The sequence below is a fragment of the Arcticibacter sp. genome (assembly GCF_053551015.1).
This window is the reverse complement of record NZ_JBMQOB010000023.1, coordinates 73,601-94,679: the sequence shown is the minus strand read 5'-3', so window position 1 is coordinate 94,679 and position 21,079 is coordinate 73,601. Positions and strand designations below refer to the sequence as shown.

Sequence of the window (21,079 nt, the reverse complement as noted above, 5' to 3'; positions counted from 1 at the left end):
TCGGCTAAAAACCGCCGGCGTTTTCTCCGTTTTACGCCGCTTGGCGGGCCTGTTCCGGCGGCCTGTTCAGAGCTGTGGCCGGCGGCACCTAGTCGCAACCCTGAGTTTGGGGTTCTGCGGGAGCAGAAACGGCACGCGGGCAGAAGGGAAAGTGTGAAAATTTTTTAACCGCTGAACGGATTGATAGTTAGGTTCTTTAATGGTATTCCATCGTAAAAAAGCGGGGAATTTAACCGTGATTTTCAGGAAGGCGAAGAAAGGTGCCGGAAAGAGGGCGATTATCGCTAAAAATAAATCGCTAAGTCTTTGATAATTAATTAAACATTCCTATCTTTGCCCTCCCTTTCGAGGGATTTACTTGCCTTGAGCGAAGCCCTACTGCTTCGATGGGCGCAAAAAAGAATTAAAAAGAAATGTCAGGTATTATTGGAAAAAAAGTAGGAATGACCAGCATTTTCGATGCCGATGGAAGGAACATTCCATGCACGGTGATTGAGGCTGGCCCTTGCGTTGTTACGCAACTTCGTACCGAAGAGGTTGACGGCTATGAGGCTGTTCAATTGGCTTACGATGAGAAGAAGGAAAAAAACACTACTCAGCAGCTGAAAGGCCATTTTTCGAAAGCAAACACTACTCCAAAGCGGAAGCTTGTGGAGTTTAAGACGTTTGAAGATGAGAAAAGTTTAGGCGACACAGTTACTGTGGAGATTTTTGCTGAAGGCGACTTTGTTGATGTAGTTGGTACATCAAAAGGTAAAGGTTTCCAGGGTGTTGTTAAAAGACACGGCTTTGCTGGGGTTGGTATGCAGACTCACGGTCAGCACAACAGACTTAGAGCGCCAGGTTCATTAGGTGCTTCTTCATGGCCTTCACGTGTATTTAAAGGTATGCGTATGGCTGGTCGTACAGGTGGTTCACGTGTGAAAGTTCAGAATCTTCAGGTTTTGAAAGTGTACGCTGAACAAAATTTATTAGTAGTTAGCGGTTCAATTCCGGGAGCTAAAGGTTCTTACGTAATCGTTGATAAATAAGATGGAAGTTAGCGTATTAAATATTTCAGGTAAAGAGACAGGTGCCAAGGTGCAACTTCCTGAAGCGATTTTTGGCGTACAGCCAAACGATCACGCGATTTATCTTGACGTGAAGCAATATCTTGCTAATCAGCGTCAGGGAACACATAAATCAAAACAGCGTAACGAAATTGCTGGTTCAACCCGCAAGTTATACAAGCAAAAAGGAACAGGTGGTGCACGTGCGGGTAACATCAAGTCGCCTTTATTCAATGGTGGTGGTCGTGTATTCGGTCCTCAGCCACGTGATTATAGCTTTAAGCTGAACAAAAAATTAAAGCAACTAGCTCGTAGGTCAGCTTTATCATACAAAGCACAGGATAACAGCATCGTTGTTCTTGAAGATTTTTCTTTTGATACAATCAAAACCAAGAACTACGCGAAGTTGGTATCTGATCTGAATGTTGCAACTGAGAAAACTTTATTGGTTTTACCAGCAGCAAATAACAATGTGTATTTATCAAGCAGAAACTTGAAGAAATCGAAAGTGATCACTGCAGATCAGTTAAACACATACGATGTGTTGAACGCAGGAAAGCTTATCCTGACTACAGGTTCTGTTAAATTATTGGAGGAGGCATTCGCCAAGTAATATGGAAATTTTAAAGAAGCCTATTTTAACCGAGAAAGCAGCTGCGTTAACTGAGAAGCTAAACAGATACGCATTCAAGGTAGACCACAGAGCTAACAAGTTGCAGATCAAAACTGCAATTGAGCAGATGTTTGGTGTAAGCATCAGTGCTGTAAACACCATGGTGGTAGATGGTAAAGCAAAGAACCGTTACACAAAAGCAGGATTTGTATCAGGCCGCTCGCCTAAATACAAGAAAGCGATCGTAACGTTAAAAGATGGTGAAACTATTGACTTTTACAGCAATATTTAATTAGAACATGGCAGTTAAAAGATTTAAACCGGTTACCCCTGGAACTCGTCACCGTGTTGGCGGCGATTATTCAGATGTTACTACAAACGTTCCAGAAAAATCGTTAGTAGTTTCGATCAAGAAGTCAGGTGGTAGAAATAATACCGGTAAAATGACTATGCGTTATCTCGGTGGGGGACATAAACAGTCGTACCGATTGATTGATTTTAAACGCGATAAACAAGACATCCCCGCAAAAGTTGCCACAATTGAGTACGATCCAAACCGTACAGCTCGTATAGCTCTGCTACACTATGCTGATGGAGAGAAGCGTTACATCATTGCTCCTGAAGGATTAACAGTTGGACAAACTGTAGTATCAGGTGCAGCGTCTGCTCCAGAGGTTGGAAACACATTACCATTGCAAAACATCCCTCTGGGTTCAATCATTCACAACATTGAACTTAACCCAGGTCAGGGAGCAACAATCGCTCGTAGTGCCGGTGCCTATGCACAGTTATCTGCGCGTGACGGAAAGTATGCTATTATCAAATTACCTTCAGGTGAGACTCGTATGATCTTGTCATCTTGTATGGCAACAATCGGTTCGGTTTCTAACGCTGAAAGAGCTAACGAAGTGTTAGGTAAAGCGGGTAGAACACGCTGGTTGGGACGTCGTCCACGCGTTCGAGGTGTAGCAATGAACCCGGTAGATCACCCTATGGGTGGTGGTGAGGGAAGATCTTCAGGAGGTCACCCACGCTCAAGAACCGGATTGTTAGCTAAGGGCTACAAAACCAGAAACAAGAAGAAGAGTTCGAATCGTTACATCATTGAAGGGAGGAAGAAATAATGGCACGTTCAATTAAAAAAGGCCCTTATATCGATCATAATTTAGAAGGCAAAGTGCTTTCTATGAACGAGACAAGCAAGAAATCGGTTATCAAAACCTGGTCACGCCGGTCAATGATCTCCCCGGATTTCGTAGGTCATACATTCGCAGTTCACAACGGTAATAAGTTCATTCCGGTGTATGTAACTGAAAATATGGTTGGTCACAAGTTGGGAGAATTTGCTCCAACCAGAACATTTAGAGGTCACGCTGAAAAGAAGAAATAAGCAATGGAAGCAGTAGCAAAATTAAATGATTGCCCTACCTCGCCTCGTAAGATGAGATTGGTTGTTGACCTTATCCGTGGCGAGCGAGTTGAAAAGGCACTATATATATTAAAGTATACCAACAAGGAAGCTGCACAGAGAGTTGAAAAACTTTTATTGTCAGCTATCAAGAATTGGGAAGCGAAAAACGAGGGTCAGCGCCCGGAAGAAAGTGAATTGTTTGTGAAAACAGTTACTGTAGACGGCGGTCGTCAGTTGAAAAGACTTAGACCTGCACCTCAGGGTCGTGGACACAGAATTCGTAAGCGTTCAAACCACGTTACTATAGTAGTGGACAGCAAGAATCTTGAATCACAAACTAATTAATCAGAAATGGGACAAAAAGCACATCCAATAGGTAACAGATTAGGAATCATCAAAGGTTGGGATTCTAATTGGTTCGGTGGCAACAACTATTCTGAGAAATTAGTTGAAGACGAAAAGATCAGAAAATATCTTTCTGTACGTATCGCAAAAGGTGGCGTTGCCAAATTAGTGATCGAGCGTACATTAAAGCGTATCACTGTCACTGTACACACTGCCCGCCCAGGTATCGTTATCGGTAAAGGTGGTCAGGAAGTTGATAAGATCAAAGAAGAGTTGAAAAAACTGACTAAAAAGGAAGTTCAGATCAACATCTTCGAAATCAAACGCCCGGAGCTTGACGCACAATTAGTTGCTGAAGGTATCGCAAAACAGCTTGAGGCACGTATTTCATTCCGTCGTGCAATGAAAACGTCAATTGCATCAACTATGCGTATCGGAGCTGAAGGTATCAAGATCATGTGTTCAGGTCGTTTAGGTGGTGCTGAAATGGCACGTACTGAGCAATATAAAGACGGTAGAATTCCTTTGCACACATTTCGTGCTGACATTGACTATGCATTAGCAGAAGCTCTTACTACTTATGGTAAGATCGGTGTTAAAGTATGGATCTGTAAAGGTGAAGTTTACGGAAAGCGTGATCTATCTCCTAACATCGGTCAAACAACTGGTGTAAGAGGCAGAGGCGGAGAAGGTAACTCTTCATATGGTGCTGGCGAAAGAGGAGATAGAAGAGGCGGAAACGACAGACGTGGTGCTAACGACAGACGTGGTGGAGCTGGAGATAACAGAGGTGGAAACCGTGGTGGAAACAACCGTGGTGGAAACGCTGGAGGCCAGAACCGTCCCGGAGGTCAGGGAGGTAACCGCCCTGGAGGTCCAGGTGCTAACCGCGGTGGCGGTGGTGCAGGATTTCGCGCAAAGAAATAATTGAAGTTCAGACATCGTAAAGATATAAATACAGAAAAAGATGTTACAGCCAAAAAGAACGAAGTTCAGAAAGATGCAAAAAGGAAAGATGAAAGGTTTAGCTTCACGTGGAGCGGAACTTTCATTCGGATCTTTCGGAATTAAATCGCTGGAACCGGCATGGATCACCAGCCGTCAGATTGAAGCTGCACGTATTGCGGTTACACGTTTCATGAAACGTGAAGGCCAGGTGTGGATTCGTATATTCCCTGACAAACCCGTTACCAAGAAACCAGCGGAAGTACGTATGGGTAAAGGTAAGGGAGCTCCGGAATACTGGGTTGCCGTTGTTCGCCCGGGAAGAATGATTTTTGAAGCAGAAGGCGTACCTTTGGAAATTGCCAAAGAAGCACTACGGTTAGCAGCTCAAAAATTACCGGTACAGACAAAATTTGTAGTACGTAGAGATTACGTAGAAGCATAATAAAGTTGCAGGTTGTGAGTTGTTTTGTTGTATGCTTAATAACGATGACGGAACAACTTACAACCAACAACTAAGAAAACGAAAAGATGAAAACCTCAGAAATATTAGAGCTATCAACTGAAGAGATTGTTTCCCGCATCAGCGAGGAGAAAGGCAATCTTACTAAATTAAAATTTGCGCATACAGTTTCTGCCATCGAGAATCCATCTCGTATAAGCAAGGTGAGAAAAGAGATCGCACGTTTGAACACAGAATTGACTAAACGTAAGGCGGCTGCTGCTGCTGAGAAAGAGTCCGCTTCTGAAACTGAATAATTTTAGAGTCGAAATGGAAAGAAAATTAAGAAAGACCCGTACAGGGTTGGTAGTGAGCAACAAGATGGAAAAATCTATCGTTGTTGCTGTAGAGAGGAAAGTAAAACATCCTATCTACGGTAAGTTTGTTCACAAGACTACCAAATTTATGGCTCACGACGAAAGCAACGCTTGTGGTATCGGAGATACCGTGTTGATTATGGAGACTCGTCCTCTGAGTAAGACTAAGAACTGGAGATTAGTTGAAATTTTAGAAAGGGCTAAGTAATGGTACAACAGGAATCAAGACTAAATGTCGCAGACAACAGCGGAGCTAAAGAAGTTTTAGTGATCCGTGTTCTGGGAGGTACCGCGAAGCGGTATGCTTCTCTTGGTGACAAAATTGTTGTTACCGTAAAAAGCGCTATTCCTTCTGGAAACGTGAAAAAAGGAACTGTTACAAAAGCAGTTGTTGTTAGAACGAAAAAAGAAGTGAGACGCAAAGATGGCTCATATATCCGTTTCGACGATAACGCAGCAGTTTTATTAAATAATCAGGACGAGCCGAGAGGTACCCGTATCTTTGGTCCGGTTGCGAGAGAGCTGCGTGAAAAGCAATTCATGAAAATCGTATCATTAGCACCGGAGGTATTGTAACATGGAAAAGAAAAAGAATATCTTGCCTAAACTGAAGATCCGTAAAGGAGATTTAGTACAGGTAATAGCAGGCGACTCAAAGGGTAAGCAAGGTAAAATCGTTGAGGTTTTATTAAAAGCTAACAGGGTTGTTGTGGAAGGCGCGAACATCGTATCCCGCCATACTAAACCAAATGCTGCAAACCCTAACGGTGGCATTATTAAGAAAGAAGCCGCTATCCATGTTTCGAACGTGATGTTAGTGGATCCTAAAACTGGCAAACCAACCCGCGTTGGAAAACAAAAGAACGCAGAAGGTAAATTGGTTAGAATCGCTAAAAAATCAGGGGAGGAAGTTAAGCAATGAGTTACGTACCAAGATTAAAATCCAAATATCAGGACGATATCCGTACTGCGCTGAAAGAAAAGTTTCAGTACAAGAGCGTGATGCAGGTTCCTAAACTTCAGAAGATTGCTATCAACCAGGGTGTTGGTGCTGCAACTACTGATAAAAAGTTAATTGACAACGCAATCGCAGAGCTTACTACCATCACTGGTCAGCAGGCTGTAGCAGCAAAATCAAAGAAAGATATCTCTAACTTCAAATTACGTAAAGGAATGCCGGTTGGTGTTCGTGTAACTTTACGTGACAACCAGATGTATGAGTTTCTAGACAGATTGATCGCTGTTGCTTTACCTCGTATCCGTGATTTCAAAGGTATCAACGATAAAGGCTTCGACGGACACGGTAACTATACTTTAGGTGTTACTGAGCAGATCATTTTCCCAGAGATCAACATTGATAAAATCAATAAAATTATGGGTATGGATATTACTTTTGTAACTTCCGCAAAAAATGATGTTGAGGCGTTAGAGTTATTAAAACAATTCGGTTTACCGTTCAAAAATCAATCACCAGTTAATAATGGCTAAAGAAGGTATAAAAGCACGTGAAGTTAAACGTGCAAAGTTGGTTGCCAAGTATGCTGAGAAGAGAGCTGCTTTGAAAGCTGAAGGAGACTTAGTCGCTTTAGACAAGTTGCCTAAGAACTCTTCACCAGTACGTTTACACAACCGTTGTAAGCTGACTGGCCGTCCTCGTGGATACATGAGACAGTTTGGTATTTCACGTGTTACATTCCGTGAAATGGCTCTGGCTGGAAAGATCCCAGGAGTAAAGAAGGCAAGCTGGTAATATAAAGTTGGGGGCCTGGCTCCCAACCTCCACATAAAGATTTAACCGATAGCAGGTCCGCAAAAAAGAAGGAAACCACTATCATAAACAACAAGTAATGAATACAGATCCAATAGCAGATTATCTTACAAGAGTAAGGAATGCCATTAAGGCCAACCACCGGGTTGTGGAAATTCCTGCATCAAACCTTAAAAAAGAAATAACTAAAGTTCTTTTTGATAAAGGTTACATCGCGAACTACAAGTTTGAGGACAATACCGTACAAGGCGTTATCAAAATTGCCTTGAAGTACCATCCTGTAACTAAAGTTCCTGCTATTCGCACTCTAACACGTGTGAGTAAGCCTGGTTTGAGAAAATATTCAGGTGTAGACAGCATGCCACGTGTATTAAACGGTTTGGGAATTGCAGTTGTATCAACTTCTAAGGGAGTGATGACTGACAAGGAGGCCCGCAACCTTAACATCGGTGGTGAAGTATTATGTTACGTTCATTAATCAAAGAGGATTAAACGATGTCAAGAATAGGAAAAGCCCCGATAACAATCCCTTCAGGTGTTACTATCTCGGTTTCTGCAGAGAATGTAGTGACGGTAAAAGGCCCTAAAGGTGAATTAAAGCAAAGATTAGACGGTGAGATCACTGTATCTCAGGATAACGGAATTTTAACTGTTGAACGTCCTACAGATCAGAAGCGCCACAAAGCTCTTCATGGTTTATACCGCTCACTTATTAACAACATGGTTATAGGTGTGACTGAAGGTTACAAAGTTCAGCAGGAGCTGGTTGGTGTTGGTTACCGTGCTACAAACACAGGTAATACATTGGACCTTGTATTAGGTTTCTCTCACCATTATGTGTTTGAATTACCTAAGGAAATCACAGTAGCGACTACTGCTGATAAAGGAAAGAATCCAACGATCATTTTAGAAAGCGTAGACAAACAGTTGTTAGGACAAGTTGCTGCCAAGATTCGTTCATTACGTACTCCTGAGCCATACAAAGGAAAAGGTATTAAGTTCGTAGGTGAAGTATTGAGAAGAAAAGCAGGTAAATCAGCAGCTAAAAAATAGTAATCATGTCAGGAATTAAATTATCTCGCAGAGAGCGTATAAAAAAAGGTATAAGAAAGAGACTGTCTGGTTCTACTGATCGTCCTCGTTTGTCTGTATACAGAAGTAATAAGGGCATTTATGCTCAGGTTATCGATGATACTACAGGAAAAACTCTAGTTTCAGCATCATCTTTGTCAAAGGATTTTTCTGCAAATGGAAACAAAGTTGAACAGTCTAAGGCTGTTGGAAAGCTTGTAGCAGAAAAAGCTATTGCTGCTGGTATTAGTCTGGTAGTATTTGATAGAAATGGTTATTTATACCACGGTCGTGTAAAGTCTCTTGCAGAAGGTGCACGTGAAGCTGGTTTAAACTTTTAATCTGAGAATAAATGTCAACAATCAATATAAAGAGAGTTAAATCAAGCGAAATTGAACTTAAAGATCGCTTAGTAAGTATTCAGCGTGTTGCTAAAGTTACTAAGGGTGGTCGTACATTCAGTTTCTCAGCCATCGTTGTTGTAGGTGACGAGAATGGTGTAGTAGGATATGGTTTAGGAAAAGCAAAGGAAGTAACTGAGGCTATCGCTAAAGGTATTGACGATGCTAAGAAGAATTTAGTAAAAGTTCCTATCATTAATGGAACAGTTCCTCATGAGCAGTATGGTAAGTTTTCAGGTGGTTTCGTTCTAATCAAGCCAGCTGCTAATGGTACCGGTGTTATTGCTGGTGGTGCGATGCGTGCGGTACTTGAGAGTGCCGGTGTACATAACGTATTAGCGAAATCAAGAGGATCATCTAACCCGCATAACGTGGTTAAGGCAACTGTATCTGCTTTATCTCAGATGAGAGATGCTTATACTGTAGCTCAGCAACGTGGTGTGGATCTTAATAAAGTTTTTAACGGATAAGAACATGGCGAAGATCAAGATCACTCAGATTAAAAGCGTTATCGACAGAAGCGAGCGCCAGAAGAGAACTATGCAAGCTCTAGGTTTGAAAAAGATTAACCAAGCTGTAGAAGTGGAAGCTACCCCGGCTATTATCGGGATGGTACGGAAAATTAATCATCTAGTAGCAGTAGAAAGTATTTAATCATGAACTTAAGTAATTTAAAGCCTGCAGAAGGTTCAACAAAAAATAAAAAGAGAATCGGACGTGGTACGGGTTCTGGTCGCGGTGGAACTTCCACCCGCGGTCATAAAGGTGCCGGTTCCCGTTCAGGATATTCATCTAAGGTAGGTTTCGAAGGAGGTCAGATGCCTTTGCAACGTCGTATACCTAAGGTTGGTTTCAAAAACATCAACCGTGTGGAATACGTAGGTATTAACTTAGATGTTCTTCAAGCCCTCGCTGAGAAGTTCAGCTTAACAGCTATCGACTTCGCTGCGTTGAAAGAGCACGGATTAGTATCTAAGAATGACCTTGTGAAGATCCTTGGAAGAGGTGAACTGAAGGCTAAGCTTGATATTTCCGCTCATGCTTTTACAGCTACAGCTCAGAAAGCAATCGAAGCAGCTGGTGGTGCAATTGTTAAATTATAATTAATTAATGAAGAAGTTATTCACTACCCTTTCCAACATTTGGAAGATTGAAGACTTAAGAGTGCGTATTTTAAACACACTCTTATTTCTTTTGATTTACCGTGTAGGATCATTTATTGTGCTTCCGGGCGTTAGCGCTACAGCATTGGATAATCAACAAGCCAGGGAAGGTATCCTGGGGCTTTTAAACATGTTTGCCGGAGGTTCATTTGCCCGGGCATCCATATTCGCCCTTGGAGTTATGCCTTACATTTCCGCATCGATTGTTGTGCAGCTTTTAGGTATTGCTGTGCCGTACTTTCAGAAGATGCAAAAAGAAGGGGAGAGTGGTAGGAAGAAACTTACTCAGATTACCCGTTACCTGACAGTAGCGATCACGCTCTTGCAGGCTATCGGGTACGTACGTACGCAGATCACTCCTGATGCCAGATTACTGGCTGAGCCTTTGTTTACAATATCCTCGATGGTGATTCTCACTGCGGGTACGTTATTTGTGATGTGGTTAGGTGAAAAGATTACGGATAAGGGTATTGGTAACGGTATTTCTTTAATTATCATGGTAGGTATTATTGCCCAGTTACCTGGTGCATTTATTACCGAGTTTGATTCAAGACTCAACGGACTAGGAGGGATCATTCCTTTCATCGTAGAGATTGCAGCATTGTTCTTTGTTGTGGTGTTTACTATTCTTGTGGTTCAGGGAGTCAGACGAATACCGGTTCAGTACGCAAAGAAGATCGTTGGTAACAAGCAATATGGCGGCGTTCGTCAGTATATTCCTTTAAAGGTTAATGCTGCCGGTGTAATGCCTATCATCTTTGCTCAGGCGCTGATGTTTATTCCGACTACGCTGGGACAGTTTTTCCCTGCGGCCCAAGGTCCGGTTTTAGCATCGTTAAGCAACTATACATCTGTTGCCTATAACCTGACCTTTGCATTGCTGATCATTGCATTTACCTTCTTCTACACTGCCATCACAGTTAACCCTGTTCAGATGTCAGATGATATGAAAAAGAACGGCGGTTTTATTCCGGGTATTAAGCCGGGTATTGCTACAGGGAACTATATCGATTCTGTGATCTCCAAGATCACATTACCAGGATCTATCTTCCTTGCAGCGATCGCGATTCTTCCTTCTATCGCTATCGTATTGGGTGTAAACAGCAACTTTGCTCACTTCTACGGCGGTACATCGCTGCTGATCTTAGTGGGTGTTGTTCTGGATACCTTACAGCAGATTGAGAGCCATCTCCTGATGCGTCATTACGATGGTTTGATGAAGACAGGCAGATTAAAAGGCCGCACTCCGGTTGCTGCTGATACAGGCGCGTCAGGGTCTGTGATTTAATCAGAACTAATGTCTAAAATAAAATTTAAAACGGACGAAGAGATTGAATTGATACGAGAGAGCGCGCTCCTCGTATCAAAAACTCTCGCCGAAGTTGGACGCCTGGTTAAGCCGGGCGTTAAAACTATAGAGCTGGATAGGGTTGCTGAAACCTTCATCAGAGATCATAAGGGTGTTCCAGCCTTCCTCAATTATAACGGTTTTCCATATTCTCTTTGTATCTCAACGAATGACCGGGTGGTTCATGGCTTCCCTGGGAATGATGAACTGCGCGAGGGTGATGTAATATCAATTGATTGCGGTGCGGTTTTGAACAATTTTGTGGGCGATTCAGCTTTTACGTTCGCAGTGGGAGAGATTGATCCGGAAGTTCGTCAGCTTTTAGATATTACGCGGGAATCATTATACCGCGGTATTGAAAAAGCTGTGGTCGGTTCCCGGATTGGGGATATCGGGTACGCTGTTCAGGAGTACACGGAAAAACACGGATACGGTGTAGTAAAAGAACTTGTTGGTCATGGTGTTGGTTTTAAACTTCATGAGAAGCCGGAAGTTCCGAACTATGGTAAACGTGGAACGGGTATGAAGCTGGAAGAAGGTATGGTGATCGCTATCGAGCCGATGATCAACCTGGGGAAAGCCGGTGTGAAGTTCTGGAAAGATGGCTGGACTGTCAGTACAATAGATGGCAAGCCTTCGGCCCATTTCGAGCATACCGTGGCGATACGCAAAGGAAAAGCGGATATTTTGTCGACATTTGACTATGTTGATGAGGTTTTAAAAAGTTAGTATATAATAATTATTATAATAACTAAAATAAACTAAATATTTTATTTAATTTTGCAACCCCAAATGTTTGGAGTTAATTAAATAGAAATCAATAAAATATGGCTAAACAGGCCTCTATTGAACAAGACGGGATCATAAAGGAAGCATTGTCAAACGCAATGTTTCGCGTGGAATTGGAAAATGGTCATGAGATCATCGCCCATATTTCAGGAAAGATGCGGATGCACTACATCAAGATTTTACCTGGTGATAAGGTGAAGCTTGAGATGTCTCCATATGATTTGTCAAAGGGTAGAATTACTTACAGATATAAATAAGATGAAAGTTAGAGCATCCATAAAGAAGCGCAGTGCGGACTGCAAAATAATTCGCCGTAAGGGAAAACTTTATGTAATTAACAAGAAGAACCCTAAGTATAAACAACGCCAGGGATAAAATAATTTGTTGAGTGTCGGCCGGGTAGATGATCAGTTAACTGTTAGCATCGATTCTGTTTTTCATTCAATCAATCAAACATTCAAAGAAATATGGCAAGAATAGCAGGTATTGATTTACCAAGAAACAAAAGAGGAGAGATCGGACTTACTTACATCTTCGGTATCGGAAGGTCTACTGCACAGCGCATTTTAGATCAGGCAGGTATCAGCCGTGAGGTTAAAGTTGAAGAATGGACCGATGAGCAATTAACAGCGATCCGTACGATCATTAACGACGAAGTTAAGGTTGAAGGAGCTTTACGTTCTGAAGTGCAGTTAAACATCAAACGTTTAATGGACATCGGATGTTACAGAGGCTTGCGTCACCGTAAGGGACTTCCTGTTCGTGGACAAAGAACCAAGAACAACACCCGTACCCGTAAAGGAAAACGTAAAACAGTTGCTAACAAGAAAAAGGCTACTAAATAATACCAATAATGGCTAAGAATAAAAAAGTAACGAAGAAGCGTATTGTTGTAATCGAGCCAATCGGTCAGGCACACATTAACGCTACTTTTAATAACATTATCATTACCTTAACTAACTTACAGGGTCAGGCTATTTCATGGTCTTCAGCTGGTAAGATGGGTTTCAAGGGTTCGAAGAAAAACACTCCGTATGCTGCAGGTCAAGCTGCTGCTGATTGTGGAAAAGTGGCTTTTGATTTAGGTCTGCGTAAAGTAGAAGTATTTGTAAAAGGTCCTGGATCTGGCCGTGAGTCAGCTATCCGTACTCTTCAGAACTCAGGTATTGAAGTGACTACAATTAGAGATATCACTCCTCTTCCACACAACGGATGTCGTCCTCCAAAAAGAAGAAGAGTTTAATTAATCGATTTTAAAGATAAGATTCTGCAACTACAGGTTGCATGATACTTTAAACAGAACAAAATGGCAAGATATACTGGTCCAAAATCCAAAATTGCGCGTAGATTCAGAGAGCCGATCTTCGGTCCTGATAAGGCATTAGAAAGAAAAAATTATCCTCCTGGAATGCATGGTGCTTCAAAGCGTCGTGGAAAGCAGTCTGAGTACGCTGTCCAGCTGATGGAAAAACAAAAAGTAAAATACACTTACGGAGTATTAGAGCGTCAGTTCGAAAACCTGTTCCACAAGGCATCTGCCAGAGAAGGAATCACTGGTGAGTTACTGTTGAAATTGCTTGAAGCCCGTTTAGATAATACAGTTTACCGTTTAGGTATCGCTCCTACACGTTCAGCTGCACGTCAGCTTGTAGGTCACAAACATATCACTGTTAACGGTGAAGTTGTGAATATCCCTTCATACTCTCTGCGTGCTGGTGATGTTGTTGCTGTCCGTGAGCGTTCACAGTCTCTTGAAGCAGTTACAAACTCTGTTGCCGGACGTAAACTAAATAGATACCCTTGGTTAGATTGGGATGCAAATTCTTTCACCGGAAAGTTCCTTAACTACCCAAATCGTGATGAGATTCCTGAGAACATCAAGGAAAACCTTATCGTCGAGTTATACTCTAAGTAATCATTACAGCAGTCCTGATCTTATCGGGACTGCTTTATACATACAGTTCAAAACATTTAACTGAATATAAATGGCAATTTTAGCATTCCAGAAACCAGATAAAGTTATCATGCAGAAATCAACGGATTTCGACGGCACGTTTGAATTTCGTCCGTTAGAGCCGGGTTTCGGTGTTACCATCGGTAATGCTTTACGTCGTATTCTATTGTCTTCTCTAGAGGGATATGCAATTACGTCTGTACGTGTTTCAGGTGTTTCTCATGAGTTTTCAACTATCAAAGGTGTTGTAGAAGATGTTACTGAGATCATCCTGAACTTAAAGCAGGTTCGTTTTCAGAAATCAGGTGATGCAGGTGATAGCGAAAAGATCTACGTAATCATTAATGGTCAGGAGCAGTTTAAAGCAGGTGATATTACCAGGTTCTCTACTAATTTTACTGTTTTAAATCCTGAACTTGTATTATGTAATATGGAATCGTCTGTAACTCTTGAAGTAGAGCTTACAGTTAATAAAGGTCGCGGTTACGTTGCTGCAGAAGAAAACAAGAATCCGGATGCCAATGTAGGTGTTATCGCTATTGATTCTATTTACACTCCAATCAAGAATGTTAAATACACTATCGAGAACTACCGTGTTGAGCAAAAGACGGATTATGAAAAGTTAGTTCTTGATATTACAACTGACGGGTCAGTTCACCCGGAAGATGCCCTTAAAGAGGCAGCTAAGATATTAATTCACCACTTCTTGTTGTTCTCTGATGAGAACATCATGCTAGAGGCTCAGGCGAAAGAGGAAACTAAGGAAGTAGATGAAGAAATCCTTCATATGCGCAAGATCCTGAAGACTGAGCTTGTTGACCTTGATCTTTCAGTTCGTGCTTTAAACTGTTTGAAAGCAGCTGACATACGCACACTGGCTGACCTTGTATCTTATGACGTGGCAGACATGCTGAAGTTCAGAAACTTTGGTAAGAAGTCATTGACTGAGATTCAGGATCTGGTAAAATCAAAAGGTCTTTCTTTTGGTATGAATCTATCTAAATACAAATTAGACGAAGAATAAATCTTCTCTTTATTATAAATAAGCGACGTGCTTATAAATCCTCCGCAGAAATGGAACGGTATAGGCACGGAAATTTAACAAACAATGAGACACGGAAAAAAAATCAATCACTTAGGCCGTACTAACAGTCATCGTAAAGCGATGATGTCTAACATGGCTTCTTCGCTTATCGAGCACAAACGTATTGTGACTACTTTAGCTAAGGCTAAAGCACTTCGTACTTACGTTGAGCCGTTAATTACAAAATCTAAAAACGATACTACTCACTCACGTAGAACTGTATTTAGCTACCTTCAGAATAAAGATGTAGTTACTGAACTTTTCCGCGATGTAGCTGCTAAGGTTGCAAACCGCCCAGGTGGTTACACCCGTATTATCAAGTTACAAAATCGTCTTGGTGATAACGCTGAGATGGCTTTGATCGAGTTAGTTGACTACAACGAAACTTACAAATCAGAAGCTCCTGCTGCAGCTGAGAAGAAGTCTACTCGTAGACGTGGTTCTAAAGCTAAGAAAGCTGAGCCTGCTGCTGAAACTGCAGTTGCAGCTGAAGAAGCTCCGGGAGCAGAAGCTCCAGCAGCTGACGCAGCTGAAGAGCCAGCTAAATAAGATTCCAGGGGATTTATTCTCCGATATGAAAAGGCCGGTTAGAATAAGATCTAACCGGCCTTTTTGCGTTTAGCTGTTTCCGTATGAACAGGTGAAGGCTCTAAAGCAAACAGGCTGCTTCCGGTAAGGGAAGCAGCCTGTTTGCTATTGTCATTTCTGGTGAATCTGTTACTGCCAAAGTTTGGAAGGGTATGTTCCGTCTTCTACCAGTTTGGAAAGGCTTTCCTGAACGATAGGCTTGTCTTCTTTGTAAGTTACGCCGAACCACTTAGATGATGTCGGGATTACCTTAAATACAGCTGTACCGTTCTTAGTTAGTGCTTCAGCCATCAACGGGATAAAGAACTCTGCTTTTGGGTTTGACTCGTTTTCCTGCACGAATGCTTTGAAAAGCGGCTTAGTCTGCTCAAATACGGCAGGGGTAAAGCCCCAGAAGTTCATAGATGCTCTGGCATCATCATGCAGGGGCGTAGTGTTTCCGGCTTCGTCTTCGTACACGATAACGCCGTCTTTTGCGTATACCTTCGTGCGCTCATTTATTTCCTGCAGGTTACCTTCTTCGTTCACCAGGCAGATACCTCTTGACACGGCACCGTGCTCAGAAAGCGTCTTGTCTACCTCATAGCCGATCAGGGAGTACTTTTCGTCACTTACTTCATTTGTAAGGAAATCAGCCATCTTTTTGAATGCGTCGTATCCGTAGAAGTCGTCTGCGTTGATTACGCAGAATGGTTCATTGACTTTACCTGCAGCTTCAAGTACCGCATGTCCTGTTCCCCAGGGCTTTTGTCTTTCGATCTGTTTGTCGATTCCGTATTTGCTGAGGTCGTAGCTCTGGAAGATGTAATCTGTCTCTACTACGCCTTTTAACTTTGGCTCGAAAATACCTTTGAAGCTCTCGAGGAATTCTTCACGGATGATAAAACATACTTTACCGAATCCAGCACGAACTGCATCGTAGATGGAATAGTCAATAATAGTTTCGTTATTGGGTCCGAATCCGTCAACTTGTTTCATGCTTCCGTAGCGGCTGGCCATGCCAGCGGCTAGTATAAGTAATGTGGGTTTCATTCGTCTAAAATAATTATTATGGGTTCAAGTATCAAGCTATAGCCGCTTGTTGTGTGAAATTTGATTAATATCATTTTTGCATGTTAAGGCCCGGCAAGTGCCCGTTTATATTCCGTTAATACACGTTCACGCGCAATCTTGTGATCCACTATCGGCTTGGGGTACATAAATGGATCGTTAAACTCAGGCACCCAGGTCTTGACATACTGTAGTTGTGGGTCGAACTTCTTCATCTGCAGCTCGGGATTGAAGATCCGGAAGTATGGCGCCGCATCGTTTCCGCTACCAGCGGCCCATTGCCAGCCCCCGACATTACTAGCGAGATCATAATCCAACAGTTTTTGTGCGAAGTAGGCTTCTCCCCAGCGCCAGTCGATAAGCAGGTGCTTACAGAGGAAGCTGGCCGTGATCATCCTTACCCGGTTATGCATCCAGCCGGTGGCGTTTAGTTGACGCATGCCCGCGTCAACAATGGGATAGCCTGTTTTGCCTGCGCACCATGCTTTGAACTCCTCTTCGTTATTTCGCCACCGGATATTGTCATAGGCTTTCTTGAACGACTCATTGACGGTGTTCGGGAAGTGCCAGATGATCATGGAATAGAAGTCGCGCCATATCAGTTCGTTCAGCCAGGTGTCAGCATGGTTATGAACGGCATGCATGGCCACTTCCCTAACGCTGATGGTGCCGAACCGGAGATGTACGCTCGTTCTTGCTGTGCCATCTATGGAAGGGATATCGCGACTGCGCTCATAACCCTTGTTGATGCTGGTATAATTGACTCGGGGCACGCGGAGGGAGCTCGGCATAAATCCAATAGCTTCCAGCTCAGGAAAGGGGTAAATGCAGGGAAATAGATTGCCTGTCCGCCTGGCTGCGGGCTGGATCGTAAAAGGGGCTTTTCCAAGGAACTTTTCCAACCACCTGTTCTTGTAGGGCGTGAACACGGTATAGGGTTCGCCGTTGCTTTTGAGTATCTCATCTTTCTCGAAGATGACGTGGTCTTTGTGTTCTGAAAACTGCACGCCCTTTTGCTTCAGCAGGTCGGCCACTGCCTGATCACGTTGTCTGGCATAGGGCTCATAGTCTGAGTTTGTGAATACCGTATGGATCTGGTGATGGTCGAGGATATGCTTCCAAGCTTCCAGAGGCGTTTGATGCAGGACGCGCAGAGACGATCCCAGTTTATTTAACTGCTCGTTGATGGTTTTAAGAGACTTGTGGATATAGGAGACCCGGGCATCCTCGCGGTCTTCAAGTTTGTTGAGGATGAGGGGATCGAAAATAAAGACGGGAAGAACGGGCAAGCCGGACTGGAGGGCCATATTCAGGCCAGTGTTGTCGTCGAGCCTAAGATCCCGTCTAAACCAGAATACGTTGATTTCCTGCCTATCCATAAAGATCGAGTAACGCGTCTGGCAGATGCGAAAAGCGAAAATTGAATCCTGTTTGCTGAAGCTTCGCAGAGTCGGTTCGGTTACTGCTGAGCACAATGGCCTTCATTTCGCCCAATGCAATCCTGAGCGCTAGCTCAGGAACGTGTGGAAGCCAGATATTCTTCCTCAGTACTTTGGCAACCTCCTGCGTGAATGCTTGATTGGTGACTGGATGGGGGCTGCTTAAGTTATAGGCACCTTTCACCAGGTCATGTTCCAATGCATGTGCATACGCGTGAACCACATCGTCTATGTGGATCCAGGGCATCCACTGTTTGCCTGTTCCGAGTACTGTGCCAAAGCCCGCTTTGATGGGTCCCGCAATTTTGGGGAGTGCTCCTCCCGCGGTAGCGAGTACTACCCCGGTGCGGAGTTTGACCAGCCTGAGATCTGCCGTTGCGGCACGATCTGCGGCCTGTTCCCACTCCACGCATGTCTCAGCAAGGAAGCCTGTTCCGGCGGGAGTGTCTTCCGTTAGAATTTCATCCGCCCGATCGCCATAAAAGCCGACTGCTGATGATGATATTAGGGTCTTTACATTTGCCCCGGCAGTAGATCGTATTGCGCCGGACAGTAATTGCAGCGATTTTGTACGGCTTGAGATGATCTGCTGCTTGCGTTTATTGGTCCACGGTTTCTCTCCGATATTTTCACCGGCGAGGTGAATGATAGCCTCAACACCTTCGAGACTCCGCTCATCCAGGTAGCCGTTCTCCGTATCCCAACCAAATTCTTTTATAGAGGGATTTTTATTCGTTGGAGTGCGGCTTAACGTATGAATGGTCTTACCCTGTGAAAGAAGTAAGTTTACAAGGGGCACACCGATCAGTCCCTTCGCACCTGTGATGAGTACTGTTGACGACATATTTTAATCTTAACTTTAGAATGGTACATTTGTTTTATGCTGTATTCAAAACACGTTTTTATATGTACGAACCAGCGTCCGGAGGGTTCGAGGGTATGCTGTGGTGAGAGTCATGGGCTGGCTCTGGTTGCAGCTTTCAAGAAAGCAATCAAGGACCGGGGGCTGCAGACTGAGATTCGCGCACAGCGGACAGGCTGCCTGGAGGCATGTGAAATGGGACCTTCCCTGGTTGTTTACCCGGAAGGGGTATTTTACGCCCATGTGCAGCTGAGTGACGTCGATGAGATCGTAACAGAGCACCTGGAGAACAATCGGGTTGTGAGCCGACTGTTGATGGACTATGACAAGCTAAAAGAGCTGAAGCCTTAGCTGTTGATATATCCTTCGAGCTGTTTAATAGTGTCTTTTTGAGTTTCGATAATCGCCTTCACTAAATCGCCGATGGAGATCATGGCAACGACCTGGTCGTTCTCGAGAACGGGAAGGTGCCGGATGTGTTTGTCGGTCATGAGCTGCATGCAATAATCGAGCTCATCATTCAGCGTAATGGTCATGGGGTTGCCGGTCATGACTTCTGAAAGGAGGGTGTCCTTAGATGAGCGCCCCTGAAGTGCAATCTTCCGTGCATAGTCCCGCTCCGTGAAAATTCCAGTAAGTCGTCCATCGTCTATTATAAGAAGTGCACTGATGTTCTTTTCCATCATTTCTGTCAGCGCATCAAATACGGAGATAGTGGAAGGAACCGAATAGACCTGAGATGTTTTTTGTTTGAGGATGGCGTTTACTGTCTTCATAAATTGGCTGTTTGACTTAAATTTAGCTTTAATTTTCAAGAAAAGGAAGACTTTTCCTTTTTCTTTAGCCAGAGGCTTTCCTGCGACCGGTACAGCTTTTCAGACCTTTGGTGATGCTCGCCGGGTTCAGAGTGCCGTAGGGAGCGGTCCTTTTCTTCATCTCTTCGTGCTTTGGTGATGCACTGTGCTAAGTCGCCATACCATTCAGACGTTTGATTTTCTTGTTTTTGTTATTTCGATGTAAAGATCATGTGAGAAGCGCGTGGAGTACTGAGTGAATGGTGTTTTTTTAAGTAAATTGCCTTCTGTATGACACGCTACGGATATGAGTGAAAAAACCATACTTATCTGGTTTCGCAATGATCTGAGAATTCACGATAATGAAATGCTTACGGAGGCTATTGTCCGTGGGGATAATATCCTTCCTGTATATTGTTTCGATCCCCGGTATTTCGGAAAGACTATCTACGACACACAGCGGAGCGGATACCTGAGAACACGGTTTTTACTTCAAAGTGTGGCTAGCCTTAGAAAGGGACTTCAGGCACTGGGCGGTGATTTGCTCATCACGGCAGGGCATCCGGAGGAAGTGCTGCCTGCACTCTGCAAGCAATACCATGTATCGGAGGTGTATCATCACCGCGAGGTTGGCGGACAAGAGACATCCATTTCAGAGCTTGTTGAAAGCCAGCTTTGGAAGATAAAGATCAACTTAAAACACTTTATAGGTCATACCTTATTCCACAAGGAAGACCTTCCTTTCCCTATTAAAAACATTCCGGACGACTTTCTGCTTTTCAAAAGAAAGATTGAGCGAGAAAGCACGGTACGTCAGCCATTCCCTTCACCAGAGAAGATTAACGTTCCTGCGGATATTCATTGGGGAGATCTACCCGCTGAGGAAAGTCTTGGTGTGATGAAGAGCGGAAGTCTGGAAGAAACACCTATCCAGGGAGGTGAAGCAGAGGGCCTGGAAGCACTGGGAGAGATTTTGTCTGCTCATGCCAGTACGATGAAGACAGACAGAAGCGGAAGGGCTGGTGTGGAGTTGATACTGAGTCCCTGGTTATCGTTGGGCTGTTTGTCGCCGAGAAAGGTTTACTGGACGGCTAGGGAGCGGCTCCCGATCAAGTCGGAGCTGAATACGCGGATAGTAAACAAACTTCGCTGGAGGGACTATAATCGCTTCATGTTGAAGAAGCATGGTACAGAGGATGAAGAGTCTCCGGAAAGCCTGACGCCTGCTGAACGAAACCGCTACAATAAATGGAAGAGTGGCAATACGGGAGATCTCTTGGTAGATGCCTGCATCAGGGAGCTGAATGAGACAGGCTATATCAGTGAGCGCTGCAACATGTTTTTGTCATCGTGCCTGATCAGGAAAATGAAAGTCCGCTGGTCTGCAGGGTACGCCTATTTTGAGGAAAAAGCCCTTAACTTTTCGCCTGCTCTGATATGGGGAAACCGGGCGTTGGAGCGTGGTCTGTTTTCGTGTGGAAAGCATGAAAATCAAAAGTTTGAAGATATAGCGCTCGATCCGCAGATTAAGCGTAGATTAGAAATTCTACATGCAGGGTAGTTCGTTTTTTAATGTTAAAAACAAT

General features: G+C 43.6%; 35 protein-coding genes. 31 read left to right on the top strand and 4 right to left on the bottom strand.

What is annotated here, in order from left to right:
• The first annotated feature begins 413 nt into the window (after window positions 1-413).
• The 29 genes from rplC (at window position 414) to rplQ (ending at window position 15,309) form a co-directional block, all read left to right on the top strand.
• Window positions 414-1,031 carry a 50S ribosomal protein L3 gene (gene rplC / locus ACO1NU_RS17500; protein WP_448819788.1) on the top strand — a complete coding sequence of 206 codons (618 nt, stop codon included), beginning with the start codon at window positions 414-416 and terminating at the stop codon, window positions 1,029-1,031.
• Window position 1,032: 1 nt separating this feature from the next.
• Window positions 1,033-1,662, top strand: coding sequence for a 50S ribosomal protein L4 (gene rplD, locus ACO1NU_RS17495; RefSeq protein ID WP_448819787.1), 630 nt, complete (start codon window positions 1,033-1,035; stop codon window positions 1,660-1,662).
• Window position 1,663: 1 nt separating this feature from the next.
• On the top strand, window positions 1,664-1,954 hold the full coding sequence (gene rplW / locus ACO1NU_RS17490) for a 50S ribosomal protein L23 (protein ID WP_106294716.1): 291 nt from the start codon (window positions 1,664-1,666) through the stop codon (window positions 1,952-1,954).
• A gap of 7 nt (window positions 1,955-1,961) precedes the next feature.
• Window positions 1,962-2,786: a 50S ribosomal protein L2 gene (rplB, locus tag ACO1NU_RS17485; protein ID WP_448819786.1), complete on the top strand. Its 825-nt coding sequence runs from the start codon at window positions 1,962-1,964 to the stop codon at window positions 2,784-2,786.
• Window positions 2,786-3,052, top strand: coding sequence for a 30S ribosomal protein S19 (rpsS, locus tag ACO1NU_RS17480; RefSeq protein ID WP_448819785.1), 267 nt, complete (start codon window positions 2,786-2,788; stop codon window positions 3,050-3,052). The genes rplB and rpsS overlap by 1 nt, the downstream gene beginning before the upstream one ends.
• Window positions 3,053-3,055: 3 nt before the next feature.
• A complete protein-coding gene (rplV, locus tag ACO1NU_RS17475; RefSeq protein ID WP_448819784.1) occupies window positions 3,056-3,418 on the top strand; it encodes a 50S ribosomal protein L22 in 363 nt (120 codons plus the stop codon).
• Between the two features lie 6 nt (window positions 3,419-3,424).
• Window positions 3,425-4,345 (top strand): 30S ribosomal protein S3, encoded by a 921-nt coding sequence (gene rpsC / locus ACO1NU_RS17470; RefSeq protein ID WP_448819783.1) that lies wholly within the window; start codon window positions 3,425-3,427, stop codon window positions 4,343-4,345.
• A gap of 40 nt (window positions 4,346-4,385) precedes the next feature.
• On the top strand, window positions 4,386-4,808 hold the full coding sequence (gene rplP, locus ACO1NU_RS17465; RefSeq protein ID WP_448819782.1) for a 50S ribosomal protein L16: 423 nt from the start codon (window positions 4,386-4,388) through the stop codon (window positions 4,806-4,808).
• Between the two features lie 86 nt (window positions 4,809-4,894).
• A complete protein-coding gene (gene rpmC / locus ACO1NU_RS17460) occupies window positions 4,895-5,122 on the top strand; it encodes a 50S ribosomal protein L29 (protein WP_448819781.1) in 228 nt (75 codons plus the stop codon).
• 13 nt (window positions 5,123-5,135) lie between these two features.
• Window positions 5,136-5,390, top strand: coding sequence for a 30S ribosomal protein S17 (gene rpsQ, locus ACO1NU_RS17455; protein ID WP_448819780.1), 255 nt, complete (start codon window positions 5,136-5,138; stop codon window positions 5,388-5,390).
• Window positions 5,390-5,758 (top strand): 50S ribosomal protein L14, encoded by a 369-nt coding sequence (rplN, locus tag ACO1NU_RS17450; protein WP_106294700.1) that lies wholly within the window; start codon window positions 5,390-5,392, stop codon window positions 5,756-5,758. Before rpsQ ends, rplN begins: the two co-directional genes overlap by 1 nt.
• A 1-nt stretch (window position 5,759) precedes the next feature.
• Window positions 5,760-6,104, top strand: coding sequence for a 50S ribosomal protein L24 (rplX, locus tag ACO1NU_RS17445; protein WP_448819779.1), 345 nt, complete (start codon window positions 5,760-5,762; stop codon window positions 6,102-6,104).
• Window positions 6,101-6,670, top strand: a complete 570-nt coding sequence (gene rplE / locus ACO1NU_RS17440; RefSeq protein WP_448819778.1) for a 50S ribosomal protein L5 — start codon at window positions 6,101-6,103, stop codon at window positions 6,668-6,670. The genes rplX and rplE overlap by 4 nt, the downstream gene beginning before the upstream one ends.
• The gene (rpsN, locus tag ACO1NU_RS17435; protein ID WP_448819777.1) at window positions 6,663-6,932 is read left to right on the top strand and encodes a 30S ribosomal protein S14; all 270 of its coding nucleotides are present in this window, start codon (window positions 6,663-6,665) and stop codon (window positions 6,930-6,932) included. Before rplE ends, rpsN begins: the two co-directional genes overlap by 8 nt.
• Before the next feature lie 97 nt (window positions 6,933-7,029).
• The gene (gene rpsH, locus ACO1NU_RS17430; protein ID WP_106294692.1) at window positions 7,030-7,428 is read left to right on the top strand and encodes a 30S ribosomal protein S8; all 399 of its coding nucleotides are present in this window, start codon (window positions 7,030-7,032) and stop codon (window positions 7,426-7,428) included.
• 17 nt (window positions 7,429-7,445) lie between these two features.
• Window positions 7,446-8,003 carry a 50S ribosomal protein L6 gene (rplF, locus tag ACO1NU_RS17425; protein ID WP_448819776.1) on the top strand — a complete coding sequence of 186 codons (558 nt, stop codon included), beginning with the start codon at window positions 7,446-7,448 and terminating at the stop codon, window positions 8,001-8,003.
• Between the two features lie 5 nt (window positions 8,004-8,008).
• Complete coding sequence (gene rplR / locus ACO1NU_RS17420) at window positions 8,009-8,362, top strand: 50S ribosomal protein L18 (protein WP_448819775.1); 354 nt, start codon at window positions 8,009-8,011, stop codon at window positions 8,360-8,362.
• Between the two features lie 11 nt (window positions 8,363-8,373).
• Complete coding sequence (gene rpsE / locus ACO1NU_RS17415) at window positions 8,374-8,892, top strand: 30S ribosomal protein S5 (protein WP_106294686.1); 519 nt, start codon at window positions 8,374-8,376, stop codon at window positions 8,890-8,892.
• Between the two features lie 4 nt (window positions 8,893-8,896).
• Window positions 8,897-9,076: a 50S ribosomal protein L30 gene (gene rpmD / locus ACO1NU_RS17410; RefSeq protein WP_407425345.1), complete on the top strand. Its 180-nt coding sequence runs from the start codon at window positions 8,897-8,899 to the stop codon at window positions 9,074-9,076.
• Between the two features lie 2 nt (window positions 9,077-9,078).
• Entirely contained in the window at window positions 9,079-9,525 is a 447-nt protein-coding gene (gene rplO, locus ACO1NU_RS17405; protein WP_448819774.1) for a 50S ribosomal protein L15, read from the top strand.
• Between the two features lie 7 nt (window positions 9,526-9,532).
• A complete protein-coding gene (gene secY / locus ACO1NU_RS17400; protein ID WP_448819773.1) occupies window positions 9,533-10,873 on the top strand; it encodes a preprotein translocase subunit SecY in 1,341 nt (446 codons plus the stop codon).
• A gap of 9 nt (window positions 10,874-10,882) precedes the next feature.
• Window positions 10,883-11,662: a type I methionyl aminopeptidase gene (map, locus tag ACO1NU_RS17395; RefSeq protein ID WP_448819772.1), complete on the top strand. Its 780-nt coding sequence runs from the start codon at window positions 10,883-10,885 to the stop codon at window positions 11,660-11,662.
• Between the two features lie 98 nt (window positions 11,663-11,760).
• The gene (infA, locus tag ACO1NU_RS17390; RefSeq protein WP_016196832.1) at window positions 11,761-11,979 is read left to right on the top strand and encodes a translation initiation factor IF-1; all 219 of its coding nucleotides are present in this window, start codon (window positions 11,761-11,763) and stop codon (window positions 11,977-11,979) included.
• Window position 11,980: 1 nt separating this feature from the next.
• Window positions 11,981-12,097 (top strand): 50S ribosomal protein L36, encoded by a 117-nt coding sequence (gene rpmJ, locus ACO1NU_RS17385; protein WP_008506259.1) that lies wholly within the window; start codon window positions 11,981-11,983, stop codon window positions 12,095-12,097.
• A 92-nt stretch (window positions 12,098-12,189) separates the two neighbouring features.
• Window positions 12,190-12,567 (top strand): 30S ribosomal protein S13, encoded by a 378-nt coding sequence (rpsM, locus tag ACO1NU_RS17380; protein ID WP_448819771.1) that lies wholly within the window; start codon window positions 12,190-12,192, stop codon window positions 12,565-12,567.
• A gap of 8 nt (window positions 12,568-12,575) precedes the next feature.
• Entirely contained in the window at window positions 12,576-12,965 is a 390-nt protein-coding gene (gene rpsK / locus ACO1NU_RS17375) for a 30S ribosomal protein S11 (protein WP_448819770.1), read from the top strand.
• 63 nt (window positions 12,966-13,028) lie between these two features.
• A complete protein-coding gene (gene rpsD, locus ACO1NU_RS17370) occupies window positions 13,029-13,637 on the top strand; it encodes a 30S ribosomal protein S4 (RefSeq protein WP_106294675.1) in 609 nt (202 codons plus the stop codon).
• Window positions 13,638-13,707: 70 nt separating this feature from the next.
• The gene (locus ACO1NU_RS17365; RefSeq protein WP_448819769.1) at window positions 13,708-14,700 is read left to right on the top strand and encodes a DNA-directed RNA polymerase subunit alpha; all 993 of its coding nucleotides are present in this window, start codon (window positions 13,708-13,710) and stop codon (window positions 14,698-14,700) included.
• Between the two features lie 84 nt (window positions 14,701-14,784).
• Window positions 14,785-15,309: a 50S ribosomal protein L17 gene (rplQ, locus tag ACO1NU_RS17360; protein ID WP_448819768.1), complete on the top strand. Its 525-nt coding sequence runs from the start codon at window positions 14,785-14,787 to the stop codon at window positions 15,307-15,309.
• Between the two features lie 168 nt (window positions 15,310-15,477).
• On the opposite strand, the gene ACO1NU_RS17355 is transcribed toward rplQ, so the two are convergent.
• From ACO1NU_RS17355 to ACO1NU_RS17345, 3 genes are all read right to left on the bottom strand, one after another.
• Window positions 15,478-16,380, bottom strand: coding sequence for a nucleotidyltransferase family protein (locus tag ACO1NU_RS17355; protein WP_448819767.1), 903 nt, complete (start codon window positions 16,378-16,380; stop codon window positions 15,478-15,480).
• 83 nt (window positions 16,381-16,463) lie between these two features.
• A complete protein-coding gene (locus tag ACO1NU_RS17350) occupies window positions 16,464-17,777 on the bottom strand; it encodes a cryptochrome/photolyase family protein (protein WP_448819766.1) in 1,314 nt (437 codons plus the stop codon).
• The gene (locus ACO1NU_RS17345; RefSeq protein ID WP_448819765.1) at window positions 17,770-18,681 is read right to left on the bottom strand and encodes a TIGR01777 family oxidoreductase; all 912 of its coding nucleotides are present in this window, start codon (window positions 18,679-18,681) and stop codon (window positions 17,770-17,772) included. The genes ACO1NU_RS17350 and ACO1NU_RS17345 overlap by 8 nt, the downstream gene beginning before the upstream one ends.
• 36 nt (window positions 18,682-18,717) lie before the next feature.
• On the opposite strand from ACO1NU_RS17345, the gene ACO1NU_RS17340 reads away from it, so the two are divergent.
• The gene (locus ACO1NU_RS17340) at window positions 18,718-19,050 is read left to right on the top strand and encodes a (2Fe-2S) ferredoxin domain-containing protein (RefSeq protein WP_448819764.1); all 333 of its coding nucleotides are present in this window, start codon (window positions 18,718-18,720) and stop codon (window positions 19,048-19,050) included.
• Here the strand turns inward: ACO1NU_RS17340 and ACO1NU_RS17335 are convergent.
• Window positions 19,047-19,475, bottom strand: a complete 429-nt coding sequence (locus tag ACO1NU_RS17335; protein WP_448819763.1) for a CBS domain-containing protein — start codon at window positions 19,473-19,475, stop codon at window positions 19,047-19,049. The genes ACO1NU_RS17340 and ACO1NU_RS17335 overlap by 4 nt on opposite strands.
• 325 nt (window positions 19,476-19,800) lie before the next feature.
• On the opposite strand from ACO1NU_RS17335, the gene ACO1NU_RS17330 reads away from it, so the two are divergent.
• Entirely contained in the window at window positions 19,801-21,054 is a 1,254-nt protein-coding gene (locus ACO1NU_RS17330) for a deoxyribodipyrimidine photo-lyase (protein WP_448819762.1), read from the top strand.
• The last annotated feature ends 25 nt before the right edge of the window (window positions 21,055-21,079 follow it).